This window comes from Chitinimonas naiadis (genome assembly GCF_054780835.1).
The window spans coordinates 1480555-1498932 of sequence record NZ_BAAGVO010000004.1 but is presented as its reverse complement, the minus strand read 5'-3'; the positions used below and the strand labels follow the sequence as shown (position 1 = coordinate 1498932).

The 18378-nt window shown below is 60.5% G+C and carries 18 protein-coding genes; 7 read left to right on the top strand and 11 right to left on the bottom strand.

What is annotated here, in order from left to right; all coding sequences use genetic code 11:
* Position 1: 1 nt before the first annotated feature.
* The 6 genes from ubiT (at position 2) to ACYVHK_RS13250 (ending at position 5384) form a co-directional block, all read left to right on the top strand.
* Complete coding sequence (ubiT, locus tag ACYVHK_RS13275) at positions 2 to 433, top strand: SCP2 sterol-binding domain-containing protein (RefSeq protein ID WP_460532664.1); 432 nt, start codon at positions 2 to 4, stop codon at positions 431 to 433.
* Positions 434 to 447: 14 nt separating this feature from the next.
* Positions 448 to 855 carry a putative zinc-binding protein gene (locus tag ACYVHK_RS13270; RefSeq protein ID WP_460532661.1) on the top strand — a complete coding sequence of 136 codons (408 nt, stop codon included), beginning with the start codon at positions 448 to 450 and terminating at the stop codon, positions 853 to 855.
* Between the two features lie 145 nt (positions 856 to 1000).
* Entirely contained in the window at positions 1001 to 2179 is a 1179-nt protein-coding gene (locus tag ACYVHK_RS13265; RefSeq protein ID WP_460532658.1) for an NAD(P)H-dependent flavin oxidoreductase, read from the top strand.
* Between the two features lie 81 nt (positions 2180 to 2260).
* Positions 2261 to 2590: a DUF2249 domain-containing protein gene (locus ACYVHK_RS13260; protein WP_460532655.1), complete on the top strand. Its 330-nt coding sequence runs from the start codon at positions 2261 to 2263 to the stop codon at positions 2588 to 2590.
* Positions 2590 to 3942, top strand: coding sequence for an aldehyde dehydrogenase family protein (locus ACYVHK_RS13255; RefSeq protein WP_460532652.1), 1353 nt, complete (start codon positions 2590 to 2592; stop codon positions 3940 to 3942). The genes ACYVHK_RS13260 and ACYVHK_RS13255 overlap by 1 nt, the downstream gene beginning before the upstream one ends.
* Positions 3943 to 3986: 44 nt before the next feature.
* The gene (locus ACYVHK_RS13250) at positions 3987 to 5384 is read left to right on the top strand and encodes an FAD-binding oxidoreductase (protein ID WP_460532649.1); all 1398 of its coding nucleotides are present in this window, start codon (positions 3987 to 3989) and stop codon (positions 5382 to 5384) included.
* A 16-nt stretch (positions 5385 to 5400) separates the two neighbouring features.
* On the opposite strand, the gene ACYVHK_RS13245 is transcribed toward ACYVHK_RS13250, so the two are convergent.
* The 10 genes from ACYVHK_RS13245 to ACYVHK_RS13200 all read right to left on the bottom strand — a co-directional run bounded on the left by ACYVHK_RS13245 (position 5401) and on the right by ACYVHK_RS13200 (position 16259).
* Positions 5401 to 6078 carry a Crp/Fnr family transcriptional regulator gene (locus ACYVHK_RS13245; protein WP_460532646.1) on the bottom strand — a complete coding sequence of 226 codons (678 nt, stop codon included), beginning with the start codon at positions 6076 to 6078 and terminating at the stop codon, positions 5401 to 5403.
* 168 nt (positions 6079 to 6246) lie between these two features.
* Complete coding sequence (locus tag ACYVHK_RS13240) at positions 6247 to 6957, bottom strand: anaerobic ribonucleoside-triphosphate reductase activating protein (RefSeq protein ID WP_460532643.1); 711 nt, start codon at positions 6955 to 6957, stop codon at positions 6247 to 6249.
* A gap of 10 nt (positions 6958 to 6967) precedes the next feature.
* On the bottom strand, positions 6968 to 7138 hold the full coding sequence (gene nrdD, locus ACYVHK_RS13235) for an anaerobic ribonucleoside-triphosphate reductase (RefSeq protein WP_460532640.1): 171 nt from the start codon (positions 7136 to 7138) through the stop codon (positions 6968 to 6970).
* 28 nt (positions 7139 to 7166) lie between these two features.
* Complete coding sequence (locus ACYVHK_RS13230) at positions 7167 to 9152, bottom strand: anaerobic ribonucleoside-triphosphate reductase (RefSeq protein ID WP_460532637.1); 1986 nt, start codon at positions 9150 to 9152, stop codon at positions 7167 to 7169.
* A gap of 287 nt (positions 9153 to 9439) precedes the next feature.
* A complete protein-coding gene (gene hemN / locus ACYVHK_RS13225; protein ID WP_460532634.1) occupies positions 9440 to 10891 on the bottom strand; it encodes an oxygen-independent coproporphyrinogen III oxidase in 1452 nt (483 codons plus the stop codon).
* Positions 10892 to 11004: 113 nt separating this feature from the next.
* Positions 11005 to 11439 (bottom strand): RrF2 family transcriptional regulator, encoded by a 435-nt coding sequence (locus ACYVHK_RS13220; RefSeq protein ID WP_460532631.1) that lies wholly within the window; start codon positions 11437 to 11439, stop codon positions 11005 to 11007.
* 65 nt (positions 11440 to 11504) lie between these two features.
* Positions 11505 to 13766 carry a nitric-oxide reductase large subunit gene (locus ACYVHK_RS13215; RefSeq protein ID WP_460532628.1) on the bottom strand — a complete coding sequence of 754 codons (2262 nt, stop codon included), beginning with the start codon at positions 13764 to 13766 and terminating at the stop codon, positions 11505 to 11507.
* Positions 13767 to 14070: 304 nt separating this feature from the next.
* Positions 14071 to 15261 carry an NnrS family protein gene (locus ACYVHK_RS13210; protein WP_460532625.1) on the bottom strand — a complete coding sequence of 397 codons (1191 nt, stop codon included), beginning with the start codon at positions 15259 to 15261 and terminating at the stop codon, positions 14071 to 14073.
* Positions 15258 to 15776, bottom strand: coding sequence for a hemerythrin domain-containing protein (locus ACYVHK_RS13205; protein WP_460532622.1), 519 nt, complete (start codon positions 15774 to 15776; stop codon positions 15258 to 15260). Before ACYVHK_RS13205 ends, ACYVHK_RS13210 begins: the two co-directional genes overlap by 4 nt.
* Before the next feature lie 174 nt (positions 15777 to 15950).
* Entirely contained in the window at positions 15951 to 16259 is a 309-nt protein-coding gene (locus ACYVHK_RS13200; protein ID WP_460532619.1) for a LysR substrate-binding domain-containing protein, read from the bottom strand.
* 389 nt (positions 16260 to 16648) lie between these two features.
* Between ACYVHK_RS13200 and ACYVHK_RS13195 the strand changes: the two genes are divergently transcribed.
* Positions 16649 to 17830, top strand: coding sequence for a thiolase family protein (locus ACYVHK_RS13195; protein ID WP_460532616.1), 1182 nt, complete (start codon positions 16649 to 16651; stop codon positions 17828 to 17830).
* 61 nt (positions 17831 to 17891) lie between these two features.
* Here the strand turns inward: ACYVHK_RS13195 and ACYVHK_RS13190 are convergent, their stop codons facing one another.
* Positions 17892 to 18290: a response regulator gene (locus ACYVHK_RS13190; RefSeq protein ID WP_460532613.1), complete on the bottom strand. Its 399-nt coding sequence runs from the start codon at positions 18288 to 18290 to the stop codon at positions 17892 to 17894.
* Positions 18291 to 18378 lie beyond the last annotated feature (88 nt).

The window sequence follows — 18378 nt, the reverse complement described above, 5'->3', positions numbered from 1 at the left end:
AATGGACCTGACTCTCCCTCGACTGCCGGCCGGCCTTGCGCGTGTGGGACAGCGCATACCCGGACCGATTCTGTCACTACATGCTGCCCTGGGGCTGGAGTTGGCGCGCAAGCACCTGTGGTTGACCCCGCCGGCAAAGCTCGATGGCCGCAGCTTCGCCATCACGGTCAATGACCTGGGGCTGCGATTTGCCTTCAGTTGTGAGGCGGGAAGATTCCGACCCCATCTGCCGCCGCGAGTAGATCTGGAGATCAGCGCATCCGCCGCCGACTTCCTGAGTCTGCTGCGCGGTACCACCGATGCAGACACCTTGTTCTTTCAACGACGGCTGCAGATTGCCGGGGACACGGAACTCGGCCTGATCGTAAAGAACTGGCTGGATGCAGCAGAGAGGCCTGCCTGGTTAGGCGGGCAGGTTGGTCAGTTGATGTAGGCCAGGAGACCTAGATGAATCCGCAACATCGCCCTATCGTGTACGCCTGTTCGGGCTGCTCCAGCGTCGCGCAGCTTGCCAATGACTTTGCCATCGCACTGGACCGGCAGAATGAAGCCGAGATGTCGTGCATCAGCGGTGTAGGCGGTGGAGTCCCTGCCTTGGTCAAGTTGGCGAGAAGTGGCCGACCCATACTGGCGCTGGATGGCTGTGCCCTGGCCTGCGTCAGTGCCTGCCTGGGCAATGCCGGTGTGGTGCCCGATGTGCATCTGGTCCTGAACAAACTGGGCGCCAAGAAGCGCTATCACTCGGATTGTCAGGTGGAAGAACGCCAGGTGGTCTGGTTGGTTGTCAGTACCGCCGCGCGTGAATTGCGAGAGAAGGCCGAATCCGCGGACCGTATCGCGGCCCCCCTGGGCTGAAAGATGTTCTTATCCTGCGCTAAAAATTAAAGCAAGCGATTGAATTAAAAGAATAAATTTCCTTCTTGCTGGTGTGTGCTTGACCGTGCTCAAGGTAAATCACACCTGGACCTCTTAGTCTGCCCTCTGGTCAAAACGAAGGTGGATGCACATGTGGTTCAGTACATTGAGGCTTGCTGGCAAGGAACTTGTTCCGGTGGTGCAGGGCGGCATGGGGGTAGGTATTTCGGCCCACCGTCTGGCGGGCGCTGTAGCCGCCGAGAATGCCGTGGGTACGATCGCCAGCGTTGACCTGAGGCATCACCATCCCGATTTGCTGGCGTCGACGCATCGTTGCAGGGATCGGCAACAAATCGATTCAGCCAATCTGGTGGCCCTGGATCGAGAGATCAAGGCGGCCAGAGTGCTGTCGGGCGGTAGGGGCTTGCTTGCCGTGAATGTCATGAAGGCGGTACGGGAGCATCCCGCCCTGGTCCGGCAAGCTTGCGAGAGCGGCGCGGATGCCATCGTGATGGGCGCCGGTTTGCCGCTGGACCTCCCGGAGATGACCGCCGAACACCCCCAGGTTGCCTTGATCCCCATCCTGTCCGACATACGAGGTATGGCGATCGTTCTCAAGAAATGGCTCAAGAAGGGCCGCTGCGCAGCGGCGGTTGTCATCGAGCACCCCGGCTTAGCTGGCGGGCACCTGGGGGCAACGCGTATCGAGGAGTTGAACGACGGGCGCTTTGACTTTGAGCGAGTATTGGCGGAAAGCAGGGCACTTTTTCAAGAGCTGGGGCTGGGGGGTGACGCGCCCAAGCTGATCCTGGCCGGTGGCATAGACAGCCATGAGAAGGTCCGGCATTGGTTGAGCCATGGTGCGGATGCCGTACAGCTCGGTACGGCGTTTGCGGTGGCCGAGGAAGGGGACGCGCATCTGTCTTTCAAACAGGTGCTTGCCCAGGCTGACCCCGCCGCCCTGGTGGAGTTTGTCAGCGTGGCAGGCTTGCCGGCACGGGCGGTGGCCACCCCCTGGCTAAAACAATACCTGCGTAGGGAGGCCGGGCTGCAGGCGGCAGCCAAGGCGGATGTCCGTCGTTGTACTCAAAGGATGGATTGCCTCAGCCAGTGTGGGTTGCGTGATGGTTTGAGCCGCATCGGTCAGTTCTGCATCGACCTCAAGCTCGCCGCCGCGCTGCGGGGCGAAGTCGAAAAGGGCCTCTTCTTCCGGGGAACCAGCCGGTTGCCTTTCGGCAACGCCATCCGGCCGGTACGCGAGCTGCTGGCCTATCTGCTGCATGGTGCCTACCCAGAGGGGCTCGAACTGTGCCAGGGCAACTGAAAAGCTTATCGGTGCTCAAGGAATGCTCTCCGGGCCTGCTTTAGCATGGTCTGGTCTTTAACTGAATCGAAGCGACCTGCCATGAACTCCCCTGATACCAGCCCGACCTTTCTTTTCGATGCCCGGGGCGTAGCCAAACGCTTCCGTCATGCGGCCATCTTTGGGGCGCTTGAGTCGCTTCATGATGGCGAGACCATGCGCTTCGTCAACGACCATGATCCTCTACCGCTGCTGCAGCAGATCGGCGCACGTTACAGAGACCAGATACAGGTGCGTTACGTAGAAAGAAGCCCTGAGCAGGTCGTCATTGATTTTGCGGTGACCGTTCAGGACGCCGAAGATGCCGCGCCGGAGAAGCGGCAGGGCGGATGCGGTAGCCCCCAGGGCGGCTGCGGTTGTAGTGGCGGATAATGGGCGCCGCATTGCCGGCGGAGGGCTTTGTTTCCTGCTGTCCGCATGATGGCGCGCTGATCGGCACCCGGCCATTCTGGAATGCGTCCGACTTGGACAGCGCCTTGGCGCGGAGCAAGAAGGCGGCCGCCCAGTGGGCTGCGGTGTCGGTTGCCGGACGCAAGGCTGCCCTGCTTGCGCTTGCCTCGGCGTTGATCCTGGCGAGCTCGGCCTTGTCGGTTGCCACCCGCCGGGAGGTTGGCAAGCTGGCTGATGAGGCAGACGACGAGATTCTTCGCGCAGCCAAGTGGTGCCAGTTCCTGGCGGAGCGCGCGCCTGTCTGGTTGGAACCCGAGCTCAACGAGACCGGGTATATCCGTCGGCAGCCCCTGGGTGTCGTGTTGGCGGTCACGCCCTGGAACTACCCCGTCTGGCAGATATTCCGGCCGCTAGCCGCAGCACTCATGGCGGGCAATGCCGTAGCGATCAAGCCCGCGAACAACGTGCACCAGGTCAGTACACTGATTGAAACGCTATGTGGGCGCGTGTTGCCGGAGGGCTTGGTACAGTGTCTCTGGCTGGATGACCTTGGTACCCGCCAGGCGGTTGCGCACGATGCGGTTGCCATGCTGGTCTGTACGGGTAGTGAAGCCACCGGACGGCAGCTGGGTGCGCTGGCCGGCCATCACCTCAAACCCGCCGTGCTGGAACTGGGTGGTAACAATACCTTCCTGGTGCTGGATGATGCCGATCTCGCCGCCGCAGCAAAAGCGGCGGCAGTCAGCCGCTGCCTGAATGCCGGACAAGCCTGTACGGCGGCAAAACGCTTTATCGTGCATCACGCGGTGGCGGATGAGTTCACCGCACTGCTGGTCGAGGAGATGAACCGCTTCGTCTACCGCGATACGCTGGCTCCGATTGCGCGCCCCGACCTGCGCCGCAAGCTACAGTCCCAGATTGATACCAGTGTGGCACGGGGCGCCAGGGCGGCCTTGGGCGGCTATATGCCAGAAGGCCCGGGCAGCTACTTTCCGGCGACGGTGTTAACTGATGTTGCCCCGGGTATGCCCGCATTTGATGAGGAACTCTTCGGGCCGGTGGCGGCTGTTACAGTCGGCAGGAACGACGAGGCGATGCTGGCCTTGGCGCTTGCGGCCCGGCAGCGCCTGGTGGCCAGTATCTGGAGCCCGGATTGGGGGCGCGCCGTCGGCTTGGCGAATCGGCTCCCCGAAGGATTGATTTGTTTCAATTGCCGCCCCAGCAGCCGTTTTGAACTGCCGTTTGCGGGAAGTGGTAGTTCGGGTTACGGCAGCACCTTGGGGCGCGATGGTTTCCTGGCATTCACCCGCGCGCAGGGCTGGCTGGGTGAGTGATGCTGCACGCCATCATGTCGCCACTTACTGAAAGAAACCTTGAGATGTCATTGTCGTCCCCACATCCACTGCTTGCTGATCTCGCAGCGGTACTGCCGGCCGCTAGCCTGATAACGGACCCGGACAAGCTGGCGCCACGGCTGATGGATGCAAGAAAGCGATTGCAGGGCCAGGCCTTGGGAATGGCGTTGCCTGCCTGCACGGATGACGTTGTGCAGATTGTGTACCGCTGCCGCCAGCATGGTGTTGCCATCGTTCCCCAGGCTGGGAATACCAGCCTGGTGGGCGGTGCGACACCGGTACAGGAAAACACCTTGATACTGGGGTGCGACAAACTCAATCGCGTACTCGGTGTCGACCCCATGGGCTATACGCTTACCGCCCAGGCCGGTTGCATTCTGGATGACGTCAGAAGCGCTGCCGAGGCGGCAGGAAGGCTATTCCCGCTCTGGTTGGGCTCGTCCGGAAGTGCCAGGATCGGTGGCTTAATCGGTACCAATGCGGGTGGTCTGCAGGTACAGCGCTATGGGAACATGCGTGAGCTGACGCTGGGCATCGAAGCAGTGCTGCCTGATGGCAGTGTATTCAGGGGTTTGCATACCTTACGCAAGCGCAATGCCGGCTATGACTTGAAGCAGCTCTTTATCGGGGCGGAGGGTACCTTGGGCTTTGTGACGGCCGCGACGCTGCGCCTGTTCCCGGCTGAACATGGCCATGCCACCGCGGTGATCGCTGTCCAGACGGCTGCGGAAGCATTGCAGCTGTTCTCGCAGGCCAAGACAGCGCTGGGCGAAGTGCTGACCGCGTTTGAGCTGATGAATCACGCTTCGCTCTGTCTCATGAAGTCACACTTCCCGGCAATCGGCCAGCCTTTCCATGACACGCCGCCCTATGCGGTGTTGATTGGGATCAGCGGTGGCGAACCGGATGCGGTGCTGCAGGAGCGGCTCCTGGCCGTACTGTTGCAGTCTGGCCAGGAGGATGCCGCCATTGCGCAGGATATGAACCAGAGCAAGGCGCTGTGGGCGCTGCGTGGACATATACCGGCAGCACAAACGCGGCAGGGGCCGTCGATCAAGCATGACCTCGCCTTACCCATCAGCGCCATTCCCGCGTTCATTGCGGAGGCGGAAGCGCAGCTTGCGCTGCAGTTTCCTGCTGCGCGCCCGGTGGTGTTTGGTCACGTGGGCGACGGCAACCTCCACTTCAATTTGAGCCTGCCAGACAGTACCGGTTTCGCGAGCCTGGAGCAGGCTGCCAACACGCTGCTTTTCGACCTGGTCGGCAAATACGGCGGAGATATCAGCGCGGAACATGGCATCGGTCGATTGCGAATTGCGGCCGCCGACAAGGGGCACGATCCGATCGAGCGGGCCTTGATGCGACAGATCAAGGCGGCACTGGATCCTGAAGGGCTGTTTAACCCCGGCGTGCTGGTCTAGGTCGAACGCTCACGGCCTAACCGGGGTATAGCCGGCGCTCAAGCTCTGCCGCGTCGTGGATCACGACATCCCGTCCTTCAACCGTGATCAAGCCGGCGAGGGACAGCTGATTGAGCAGGCGGGACAGGGTCTCCGGCGTGAGACCCAGTTTCGAGGCAATGACATTTTTGTTGAACGGCAGATGCATGCGCCCCCCTTCGCGAGGGGTATTCAGCAGGTAACTGACGACCCGTTGCGAGGCGTTCTGCAGGTTGATGGTTTCAATGTCCTGGACGAGGGCATGCAGGCGTAGTGACAGGCCAGCCAACATGCGTCGCGCAAAGAGTGGGTCGTGATCGATCGCTGCGTAGATATCCTGCTTGTCTATCCAGATCAGCAGCGTGTCCTCCAGCGCTTGCGCCTGCACCATATAAGGCTTGTCGAGAAACATGACCGCTTCCCCGAAGGCCTGTCCCGGGGCAAAAAATTCGATGACCTTTTCCTGGCCCGTCGGTGAAGGAATGGCGAGTTTGATTGCCCCGACTGCAACCACATAGAGCCCATTGGCAGGGTCGCCGCGGTGGAAGACATAGTCGTGCTTCGGGATCCGGACCTGTTGGCTGGCCTTGGCCATCAGTGCCAATTGGGATGCATCCAGATTGCGGAACAGGGGCAGGCATCCCAGCAGGGCCTCGATGTCGAGCTTGGTGGCCATCGTCGTACTCCTCAACAAAGTGTGTTGAGAAATACTATGCGCGGAATATACCGACGGTAATCCGCCAAAATGGCTAGACCTTCTGGGTGGGGCTGGCATCCGCGCGCACGATTTTCGCATTGGCGTTCGCCGGCAAGGAGCACCCGCTGTCTTGGTGGTGGGGCTACCCTAGCGATAGTCAAATTCCGCGAACCAGGATCTGAGTTGCTGACGCGCCGCTTCGCTCAGCTGTGCCTCTGGCATCTGTTCGGGGGCGGCACGGAAATTCTGGACTGAATACCGCTGTACACCGCGCTTGGCCAGCATCTCGGCAAGCCTTAGTAGGTCTGGCTCGCTGAGCCAGCATGGGCTCCAGGTCGTGCGGCATTCAAAGGAACAGGCTGCGTCCAGTATCAGCTCAAGGCTTTGCATGGCAGGCGTATGGCTGTTTCTTACCCCGGTGAGGGCATCGTATCCTGTTGCATCGGTTTTGATATCCAGCCCTATCCAGTCCAGCTGCGGCAGCAGCGCGGCAAGCCGCTTGGGATAGATGCCGGCGGTGTGCAGGCCTATCCGGTACCCCATCGCCCTGGCCATGCCGATCATGGCGGGTAGTGCGGGTTCGCTCAATGGCTCCCCTCCCGAGAAAACGACGGCATCGAGCAGGTTTTTCCGGGACGAAAGAAAGTTTTCGATCTGCACCCAGCTATAGACCGTATGCCGATGCTGCAGATGGGGATTGTGGCAGTAGCTGCAGCGCCATGGGCACCCGGAAATAAAGAGGACCGCAGCAAACTGACCTGGCCAGTCAACGCTCGAGAACGGTACCAAGCCGCCGATGGCGGGGGTACCGTGCCCGGCGGTGACCTGCCTGATAGCGACAGGTGGCACCTTGGGCATGGGCGGCTGATCAGTGCGTACTGTTTTCGGTGAAGAACTGGCGCTCGTTGAACTCCCCCTGTTTGCCGGTATTGAAGGAGCTCACAGGGCGGTGATAGCCCATGACACGGGTCCAGATCTCGCAACGGGTGCGTAGTGCGTTGTCCAGTGCGGGTGCGGCTTGAATTGGCGTTTCAGTCATCATGGGTCCTTGGTGGTTGGGGGATGGGTCAGCAGCAGCTGGCTGTCTGGGAGAGCAGGGCCTGGTCGCACTTGGGGCAATATTCGTGTCGGCCCGACAGATAGCCATGTTTGGGGCATATCGAAAAAGTCGGCGTTACAGTGATGTAGGGCAGTCGGAAATTGGCCAGCGCACGCTTGACCAGCTCCTTGCAGGCGCGGGCACTGGAGACCGACTCATTCATATAGAGGTGCAGGACCGTGCCACCGGTGTATTTCCCCTGCAGTTCTTCCTGGCGGGCCAATGCCTCAAATGGGTCGTCCGTGTAACCGACCGGCAGTTGGCTGGAGTTGGTGTAGTAGGGTTGTTCCTTGCTGCCCGCCTGCAGGATGTCCGGCCAGCGCTTTCGGTCCTCACGGGCAAAGCGATAGGTGGTGCCCTCGGCGGGCGTTGCCTCCAGGTTGTAGAGGTGTCCTGTGCTCTCCTGATATTCCGCCATCCGGGTACGGACGTGATCCAGCAGGCGTACCGCCAGGGCGTGCCCTTCGGGAGCGGTGAGGTCGTATTTGTCCTGGCTGAAGTTGCGTACCATCTCATTGATGCCGTTTACGCCCAAGGTGCTGAAGTGGTTGCGCAGGCTGCCGAGATAGCGCTTGGTGTAGGGATACAGGCCCTGGTCCATATAGCGCTGAACCACCTTGCGCTTGACCTCCAGCACATCGCGACCAAGGTCCAGGAGTCGATCCAGCGAAGCGAGCAGCGCCGCTTCGTCACCAGCATGGCGGTACCCCAACCTGGCACAGTTGACCGTCACCACCCCGACCGACCCTGTCTGCTCCGCGGAACCGAACAAGCCGTTACCTCTTTTCAGCAGCTCCCGCAGATCCAGCTGCAGGCGGCAACACATGGAACGCACCATGTGTGGTTCAAGATCCGAATTCAGGAAATTCTGGAAGTAGGGCAGGCCGTACTTGGCGGTCATCTCAAACAGCAGCTCGGTGTTGGGATGCTCCCAGCCAAAGTCGTGGGTGATGTTGTAGGTTGGAATGGGGAAGGTAAATGCCCGTCCTTTGGCGTCCCCCGCCATCATCACCTCGATATAGGCGCGATTGATGGCATCCATTTCAAGCTGCAGCTCGCCGTAGCTGAACCGCATTTCCTGCCCACCTATGTAGGGAATCTGCGTTTTCAGATCGTCCGGGCAGGTCCAGTCAAAGGTCAGATTGGTGAAGGGTGTCTGGGTCCCCCAGCGGCTGGGTACGTTGAGGTTGTAGATCAATTCCTGCATGGCCTGCTTCACCTCTGCGTAGCTCATGCTGTCGCGCCGAACAAAGGGGGCCATATAGGTATCGAAGGAGGAGAAGGCCTGCGCTCCCGCCCATTCGTTCTGCAAGGTGCCGAGGAAATTGACAATCTGCCCGATCGCGGCAGACATATGCTTGGGGGGCGTCGCCTCGACCTTGCCCGGTACGCCGTTGAATCCTTCGGTGAGCAACTGACGCAGTGACCAGCCGGCGCAGTAGCCGCTCAGCATGTCGAGATCGTGAATATGCAGGTCTCCGGCGCGGTGTGCCTTGCCAGCCTCTGCGCTGTACACATGGGATAACCAGTAATTCGCGGTCACCTTGCCTGCAACGTTGAGTATCAGGCCACCCAGGCTATAGCCCTGGTTGGCGTTGGCATTGACGCGCCAGTCACGCAGGTGAAGGTATTCCTCCATGGCGCTTTCCACGTCGACCAGGGTGTGCTGCAGGCTACGGAGGCGTGCGTGCTGCTCCCGGTAGACGATGTAGGCCCGAGCGGTCTTCCACCAGCCCGCCGCGACGAGGGCGGCCTCCACCTGGTTTTGTATGAGTTCAATACTGGGGCAGGGCTGGTCTGCCAGGTAAGGCAGCACGCGCTCGGTCAGCAGGGCTGCCTCGGCGGCCTCGAATTCACCAGTTGCCCTGCCTGCGGCAGTGATGGCGCGGACGATCTTCTCACCGTCGAAAACGGCGATCGAACCGTCACGTTTCATGACTTGTTGGGGATGCATGGACACTCCATCTAGTGATTTTTTTGAAGACTAACACTAGATATTGTGTTTTTACCCTCAGTGGCCTCGTTTGTTGGAAAGGCTTGATCACCGTCAAGCAAGCGTGTGGATAGGTCAGAATTTGCCTTGTCCGGCCCCATCGTATCGCGCCGGTGCCGCCCGCTTTTCGGTCCGGCGCGTACCATTCAAGGGAGCTTGTGCTTATGTCGGATGAGCCCACGCCCATGCAAACGTGAGCCGCATGCAGGGCGTGGGCCTGACAGAATCCCTCCAGGGGTGAGGTGGGCTTAGATGACCTTGGAGTAGCGGGTCAGGGGTTGCCCCTGCTGAAGGTAGCGGTCGAATATCATGGCGACGTTGCGTATCAGCAGCCTGCCACGTGGCAGTACGCGCAGCTGGTCCGGCGTTAGCACCAGCAGGCCATCCTGAACCAACTGCCCCAGTTTCTCGATTTCCCGCGCGAAATAGCTTGAGAAATCCAGGTCCCAGCGCTGGCTGAATGCCTGAATGTCCAGCGCGAACTCACAGGTCAGTTGCTGGATCAGGTTGCGACGGATCTCGTCATCGCGGTTCAGTTGCAGGCCTCGGAAGACGGGCAGGCGATCCGCATCGAGCAGGGCATAGTACTCGTCGGTGGTCCGCACATTCTGGCTATAGCTCGCACCAATCTTGCCTATGCCCGACACCCCCAGTGCGAGAAGGTCGATGTCGTCCCGGGTTGAGTAGCCTTGGAAGTTCCGATGCAGGCTTCCCTCCCGTTGTGCAACCGCCAGCTCGTCATCCGGCAAGGCGAAATGGTCCATGCCGATATAGACATAGCCGGCCTGCGTGAGCTTGTCGATTGCCAGGCTCAGGATATCGAGCTTGGTTTCTGGCGAGGGAAGATCGGCCTCGTTGATCTGGCGCTGAGTCTTGAACAGGTGGGGGAGGTGGGCATAGTTGTAGATCGACAGCCGGTCTGGGCGCAGGCGGATAACGGTGTCCAGGGTGGTCGCAAAGCCGTCCAATGTCTGCTTGGGCAGGCCGTAGATAAGATCAATCGAGATGGACCGAAAGCCGTACTGGCGTGCGGCGTCGACCACGACTTTTGTTTCCTCCACCGTCTGTATCCGGTTCACCGCCTCTTGCACCGCCGGGTCGAAGTCCTGCACGCCCAGGCTCATGCGGTTGAATCCCAGCTCGCCTAGCTTTGCAACCGTGCTTGCCTGCACTTTCCTTGGGTCTATCTCGATCGAGTATTCGCCTTCGTCCTTGTCGACGAATTCGAAATGCTGCTTGAGGCAGGTAACCAGCCGGGTCAGTTGTGCATCGGATAAAAAGGTGGGTGTCCCGCCCCCCAAGTGCAGTTGCTCGACTTTGACCTGGCCCTTGAACAAGGCGGCCTGCATGGCGATCTCCCGCTCCAGGTAGTCGAGGTAGACCTCGGCCTTGGCGCGGTTCTTCGTGATGATCTTGTTGCAGCCGCAGTAATAGCAGATGGTGTTGCAGAACGGGATGTGCACATAGAGCGAGAGCGGACGTGCCTCCGAGCCATCGAACCGTTCCATTGCCTGGGCCTGGTAGGCTTGGTCATCGAAGCCCGCCTGGAACCGGTCCGCCGTTGGGTAGGAGGTATAGCGGGGGCCGTTGCCGGCCAGGCGCGTGATCAGTGCTTTATCAAATTGAAGGTCCTGTACGCTGAAGTTGCCCCCTGCCGGTACGGTGCAAGGTGAGGGTAGGGTAGTTGCGGAGGCGTTCATGGTGCGACCTAAAGGGGAATCGTTATATGCCGTCAGTGTGCAAACCAATTGGAAAAGTGCATTTGATCTGCATCAATGGGGGAGCTTACGCTGGTCTACATTCGTCGGCGGGCTCAGGCGGCTTGCAGTAGCAAGGCCCGGAACATTTGCGGGCTTTGGGTCAGATCGGACAGCGTGTACCGATCCAGGTCGTCATAGAAACGATCCAGTGCCTCGTTGAGAATGTCGCCGAATTTGCATAGTGGCGAGATCTTGCAGCCGTTGTGGCAAGACCGGCATTCGACGCTGGGCACCTGGCCTTCCGCATGCCTGACGACACTGCCCAGGCGAATGTCTGAAGGGGCTTGGGCAAGCCGCATGCCGCCTCGCTGGCCCCTTAGGGTAGTGATCGTGCCGTTCCTCGATAGATGGCTGACAACCTTCATCAGATGATTTTCCGAGATGGCGTAGGCTGTTGCGATCCTGTGTATCGTGACCACCTCTTCCGGATTGATCGCCAGATAGATGAGAGTTCGCAACGTGTAGTCTGTAAAGCTGGTAAGTCGCATGGGATCTCCGCATATTCCGCAGGATGTTTCTCAAGGCCCGCCGGGGCAGGCCCTGAGAAGGAGGATCAGGCGCGAACAGTCTTCAACGTAGCGGCGGGTTGCTTACCCAGAAGCCGTACAGCAAAGGCGGCGAGCGCAACCGCGCCCACGGAAAAGACGATGTCACCTGGCACGCGCAGCCAGACCAGCAGCGTCATCAACGGGGAGTGCATGATCTCCGGGGAGCGGGCATACCAAAGACCGTGGCTGACGCTTGCCCAGGCCTGGTAGACCCCGGCGGGCAGCAGCGAGATGAAAACCATCATGGCCAGGCCGATGTTCAGACACCAGAACGCTACCTGGACCAGCTTGTCGCTCCAGGCTGCACCTGGCGATAGACCACGCAGGCAGAACAGCATCAGGCCGATACCCAGCATGCCGTACACGCCGAACAGGGCGGCATGACCATGGGCGGCGGTCATGTTCAGACCTTGCAGGTAATAGAGGGCAATGGGCGGGTTGATGGCAAAGCCAAGCAGACCTGCACCCACGGTGTTCCAGAAGCCGACTGCGATAAAGAACAGGATGGGCCATTTATACGTGGCGACCCAGGGGGCGGCTTTGCTGCGCTGGTGGTTCCGATAGCCTTCCATGCCTACCAGGGCGAGCGGCACTACTTCCAGCGCCGAAAACATGGCGCCGATAGCGATGACGGAAGTGGGTGTCCCGGTGAAGTAGAGGTGATGGAGCGTGCCCAGAATGCCGCCAAACAGGAAGACAATGGTCTCCAGCACGATGGCGCTATTGGCCGTGGCGGCGCGTAACAGGCCCAGACGAGTCAGTATCAAGGCAATGACGGCGGTCGCGAATACTTCAAAGAAGCCCTCTACCCAGAGGTGTACCAGCCACCAGCGCCAGTACTCGATCATCGAGTAGTGGCTATGCTGTCCCCACATGAGCGAGCTGGCATAGAAGCCACCGATACAGGTCGCCGACAGGAAGACCATGGCGATCAGACCGCGGCTTTCTGCGGGCCGTTTTAGTGCTGGCCAGAGCGCCCTGCCCATGAGGGCCAGCCAGATCATCAGTCCAACAAAGAGCAGGTACTGCCAGATACGCCCCATGCTGGTGTATTCGAGGCCTTGGTTACCGAGCCAGAAGCTGAAGTTGGTACCGAGATGCTGCAGCGTGCCTAGCCAGCCACAGGCGATGGACCCGACGACAATCAGCAGCAGCGCATAAAACAGCAGGTTTACCCCCAGCTTTTGGAACTTGGGTTCATGTCCGGACAGGGCTGGCGAGATATATAGACCGGTGGCAAGCCAGGCCGTGGCAATCCAAAGCACGCCAAGCTGGGTATGTATGGTCCGGCTGACGACAAAGGGAAGGACCTCTGCCAGTGGCATGCCGAAGAAGCCTTGTCCCTCGACGGCATAGTGTGCCGATATGGCACCCATGCCGATCTGCGCCAGCAGCAAGCCAATGACAACGTAGAAGTACTTCCGGGTTGCCTTCATGGAGGGCGTGGGCTTGAGGTCGAAGAGCGGGTCCGATTTTGGGGGCGTGGGGTCGGATTCTTCCTCATGGGCCATATGGAACCAGACCATGGCTGCGATACCGGCGATAAGCAGGATCACGCTGGCGATCGACCAGATGCCGTTGGCCGTGGTGGGTACATTATCGACCAGTGGTTCGTGCGGCCAATTGCTGGTGTACGAGAGATGATCTTCGCCAGGCCGATTGGTCGTCGCTGCCCAGGCAGACCAGAAAAAGAACGCTGGCAGTGCGTCGAGGTCTTCTGGCGCTTTCAGGGAGTTGGCGACCATGGCGTATTGCTCGCGCAGGCCATTCATGGCGGGTTCCGTGCCGAACAAGCCCTTGTAGTGGGCGGCAAGATCCCTGATCGCGGTGGCGCGTTCCTCGCTGACGGTGAGGATGCCGCTGACGGGGTCGTAGGTATTGCGCCTCATCTCGGCCTTCAGGCGCGAAGTCACGATGGCTTGCTCATCGGCGGAGAGCCGGTCAAAAGGGCGGTGATTCTGCTGCAGTGCCAGTACGTCGCGCAGCGCAAGGGTTTCGCGATGCAACCAGTCGGCGGACCAATCGGGAGCGACATAGCTGCCGTGCCCCCAGACCGAGCCCAGTTGTTGCCCGCCCGCAGAGAGCCAGGCCTCTTGCCCGTGTTGTACTTGTTCCCCGCTGAAAAGCAGTGTCCCGTTGGTGCTGACGATCTTGGTGGGGATGGGCGGTGCTGATAAGTAGATCTCCCTACCTATCCATCCCAGGACAGCGAATGACAGCAGGAATATAACCGCGAGCAGACGCCAGAGGCGGTGCGAGCTATTCATGATTGCTTTCCTATTAAGGTGGAGTGACTCGCCTGGTGGTCCTTGCTCCCGTTTGGCAAGTATTTGTTGCATTTCAAATTAAACATTTAATGCAAACCGATGCCTTGGTTTGCACCGCCAGACGCCTCGATGCTGACGGGGCCCGGAGCGTGATCTAAATACCTATTTAAAATGCACCTTAATACTAAGCCTGTGCCGCCCAACCTTCCTTGATGCCAATCAACTTGATCAAGGAAGGCGATGTGGCGGGTTGCAGCGGTGCACCTGGGGTGACAAGCGGCGGGGGCTATTGAGGCCGCAGCGCTCAGCCTGGCTTGCCATCAAGCCTGGGGCGCCAGTAGATAGGCAGCACTCGGGCTGCCCAGGCAAGCAGGAGCACCAGCCAGATGCCTGAGGCGATATGGAGCATTGCCGTTGGGAGTATCGCCAAGGCGACGGCAACCCGCACGACGGCCACGCCGTGCAAGCCCAGATAGATGGCCCAGTAGGTGTTGTCGGCACTGAGGGCGCGCCCGCCATGGCCCAACGTTACCCGGGTGACAAAGCCGACCAGCATGGTGCAACAGAACCCCAGTGCCAGGGCATGCGCGGGTGCAGCGCCCACCTGTACGCCCAACAGCGACAGCCCCTGAAGGGCAAGTGCGGGGGAAAGCCAGGCAAAGGACAGGTGCAGCATGGCAAGCAGGCGGTTACCGAGGCTGGCACGCAAACCCCAGCGCCAACTGGTATAGGCCAGGCTGATCGACAGCAGGAAGGCGATGGCCGCGCCGGCGAGGGGCATGTCCCAGGTGCAGCTTATGGCTAGCAACAGGCAGCCGGCCAACCAGAGGTTGAGCAGTGCTTTGGGGCGCCATGCCGCAATAGCCGGCAGGGCGGATTGCGTGAAGAATGGGATCATCCGGTGCGATACGGTCAGGAAGACCGGCAGCAGGAAGGCCCATAGCGAGAAGCTGCGTGCAGCCAACCATAGCATGCCCTCGCCCGACCTGGCCCAGAGCAGCGCCACCATCAACGTCACTGCCCCCATGGTCATGGCGACCATCAGGCAGATGGCGTGGTATTTGACCGCGGCCTTGCTCTGGCGTATGCACGCTAGCCACTTCAACGTGGCGACGCTCCATATGAGCTGCATGGTTAGCAGGCCCAGCGCGGGCCAGCCGCCACCTGCCGCGAAGCCGGCGAGTGACAGCAGCACGCCGAGCAGGTAACCCGCGGCCAGCGGCAGGTTGCCCCCGGGGGCCGTCACGTTCAACCACTTCGGGCCGGCGGTAAAGATGAAGCCCAGCATGAAGAGTGGAAAGATACCCAGCGGCATCATGAGGGCATGCACCAGCATGGACGGATAGGCGTTGTTGGCAGGGTGCATCAATAAGGACGACCACCAGGCGGCCAGGCTGAGGATGGCGAGTACGCCCGCCCCGAAGTAGGCGCGATGGGGGACCGAGAGCAGGCGCTGCCAGGCCGAGTCCTCCGCCGTATGTACGATCAGGCTCATAGGGCTGGCGCCCGTCGTTGGCTCATACGCAGGCCCAGCGCCTGTATCACTGCCGGCGACAGGCTGCGCGCATCGGGATAGATCTCCCGCTCTTCACGGTTGGCATGCGCGATGTAGCGGCTTGCGAACTCATTCACAAGCGGTGGGCGTACCGTGGCGCGCTGGTGGGCGATGGCCTCCAGCCATGGGCGGACGGCGAGCCATAGCTTGGCGAGCGCATCGTGCTCGTTTTCAAGGTCGTCTATGGCATTCGTCAGTTGCGGTTTGCCTAACACCCGTAAGGCAGGAAACAGGTCCGCTTCCTCATCGGCGTGATGGAGCGGCGCCGCGACATCGAAGTACCGCAGAATATTGCCCGCAGCCGCACGGGCTTCATCATCGATTCCGTACGTCGTGAGGTGCTTATCCAGGCGGACTGTCAGGTCTGCGAAGCGCCGTACCTTTTCATGGCAGGCCAGCAGCAGCGCGATCGGGTTTTCAAAGCTGGGTATGGTGCCTTGGTACGAGTCCAGCATCGGAGTGCTCCAGTAACAAGTCTCACCGCCCATTTTTGCATTCCCAAGCCCGGACGTAACTGATCCATATCAAGCATTTGCGCGAGACTGACCGCCGGCTTTACGCCGCTTGTCGGGGCGGGGAGGAGCAGGAACGATGCGTTTCTTGTCTGTCATGGGCCTGTCGCCGCCCTGCTAGGTCGCGCAGGTCAATATCCAGTCAAACATGGCCTTGACCATGGGTGAACGGGTGTCGCCGGTCACCCGCGACAGCCACCATGTAGTGCCTGCCACCCTGGGGTAGTCGGGCAGAATATGTAGCCGGTCCAGGCTCAAGTGCTCGTCGGCCAACAGGCGTGGCACACAGGCAATGCCGCGGCCGCGCAGGGTGGCATCCAGCAGCAATCGACCGTCATCGTAGATCGCCTGCTTGCGGAAGGCCCCCAGCTCTTCGCGGAACAGGGCGGCGGTGTCGTCGCGGGTGAAGCTTTCTTCCAAGTACATAAATATTTCCGACCAGACTTGGAAGTGACTGAACAAAGGGCACCGTTTGGTGCCCTTTTGTTAGCTCAAAAGTCGTGGTCATGCGTCGGCCTGTAACGGCCGCCCTACAAGCCTTGGCTGAGGTGAAGCAGCTGAGCCGTTAAAGTAGTTCGGGGGCCGCATAGGGCCCCCGAAAATTACTGACTTTGATAATTCATTACTGACTTTAATCTTTCAGAACACGGTGGCGGGATAGGCGGTATGGATTGCCTACCTTCCGGATGGTAGGATTATGATCATCATATGAAATGAGGCGGCGGGTGCTGCTGGCTACCGATGGGTAGTGGTGGTGAGCACGCCGTCTTGTCTTTACCTGCACCGGCCTGCCTGGGCCGTATTTGGAGAACGCGATGCGCACAGAAGTGGTGATTTGCAGCCCGGTTCGTACCGGCATAGGCGGGTTTGCCGGTTCCCTGAAATCTGTACCGACCAGCGAGCTGGGCGCGCATGTGGTTGCGGCCACGCTCAAGCGTAGCGGGCTTGATCCGGCCAAGGTAGATACGGTGGTACTGGGGAACGTGATCCAGGCCGGCAACGGCATGAACGTGGCGCGGCAGGCGGCGGTGAAGGGTGGCTTGCCGGTGACGGTGCCTGCCATGACGGTGAACCGTGTTTGTGGATCGGGCGCGCAGGCGGTGGTGACGGCTTATGGCGAGGTGCTGGCGGGGCTGGCTAGTATCGCCATCGCCGGTGGGGTGGAGAATATGGACCGCGCGCCGTATCTCTTGCCTGGCATGCGCCACGGTGCCCGCATGGGCAATGCGGAGTGCATCGACTCCATGCTGTTCGACGGTTTGCATGATGCTTTCTCGACCAAGCACTCCGGCTGGCATAGCGAGGATCTGGTGACCAAGCTGGGTCTGAGCCGGGCTCCTCAGGATGCCTACGCAGCGCAGAGCCAGCAGCGCTTTGCGGCGGCCCAGGAGGCGGGGTATTTCAAGGACGAGATCGAGCCCTTGCTGATCGAGGGCAAGAAGGGGGCGGTCAGCTTTGCGGCGGATGAGGGCAACCGGCCCGATACCACGGCCGAGACACTGGCACGGCTCAAGCCGGCATTCCGGCCCGATGGCACGATCACCGCCGGCAATGCGCCGGGCGTGAATGCGGGTGCTGCGGCGATGGTGGTGGCGGAGCGCGCCGCCGCGCTGGCGGCGGGCTTGACGCCGCTGGCGGTGATCCGTGGTGTGGCGGTGACGGGCGTGGAGCCCGGCATGTTCGGCTTAGGGCCAATTACTGCCATTCCCAAGGCGCTGGCGGCAGCTGGGTGGCAGTTGGGCGAGGTGGATCGCTTCGAGGTCAACGAGGCGTTTGCGGCGATTGCGCTGGCGGTGCGGGATGAGCTGAAGATCGACCCGGCGCGTTTCAATATCGACGGCGGCGCGATTGCCCATGGACATCCGATCGGGGCGACCGGGGCGATTTTGATCACCAAGGCGATCCATGCCTTGCAGCGTACGGGCGAGCGTCGTGCCGTGGTATCGCTGTGCATTGGCGGCGGGCAGGGGATTGCGGTTTGCCTGGAACGGGTGTGATGCGCTAGCTGGAAATGACAAAGGGGCCGCTTGGCCCCTTTTGTTTTTTCGCTGGCAGTGATCAGGCAGGGATCAGGCCGCGTTTGGCGAGCATGGTTGCCATCTTGGTCTGCAGCGTCTCGCCGTTGAATGGCTTGACGATATAGCTATCGGCACCGGCCTGGGCGGCCACCACGATGTTCTCGCGCTTGGCTTCCGCCGTGACCAGCATGACCGGCTTGTCCTTGAGGATGGGCGAGGCGCGGATGTGCTTGAGCAGTTCCAGCCCGTCCATCACCGGCATGTTCCAGTCGGTTAGTACGGCATGCACGGTCTGGCCGTTCAATACCTGCAGTGCCCGTTCACCGTTTTCGGCTTCGATAAAGCGCGAAAAACCCAATTCACGGAGCAGATTGATCACGATACGACGCATGGTCGGAAAGTCGTCGACGACGAGGATGGTGAACTTGTCTTTATTCATGCGGGAGGGATGGGTAAAGCAGGACAAACGAAGGGCGCGAGACTAACTGGTCTGAGGCAAGCGCTCAATCGGTTTTTTGTGAGATTGT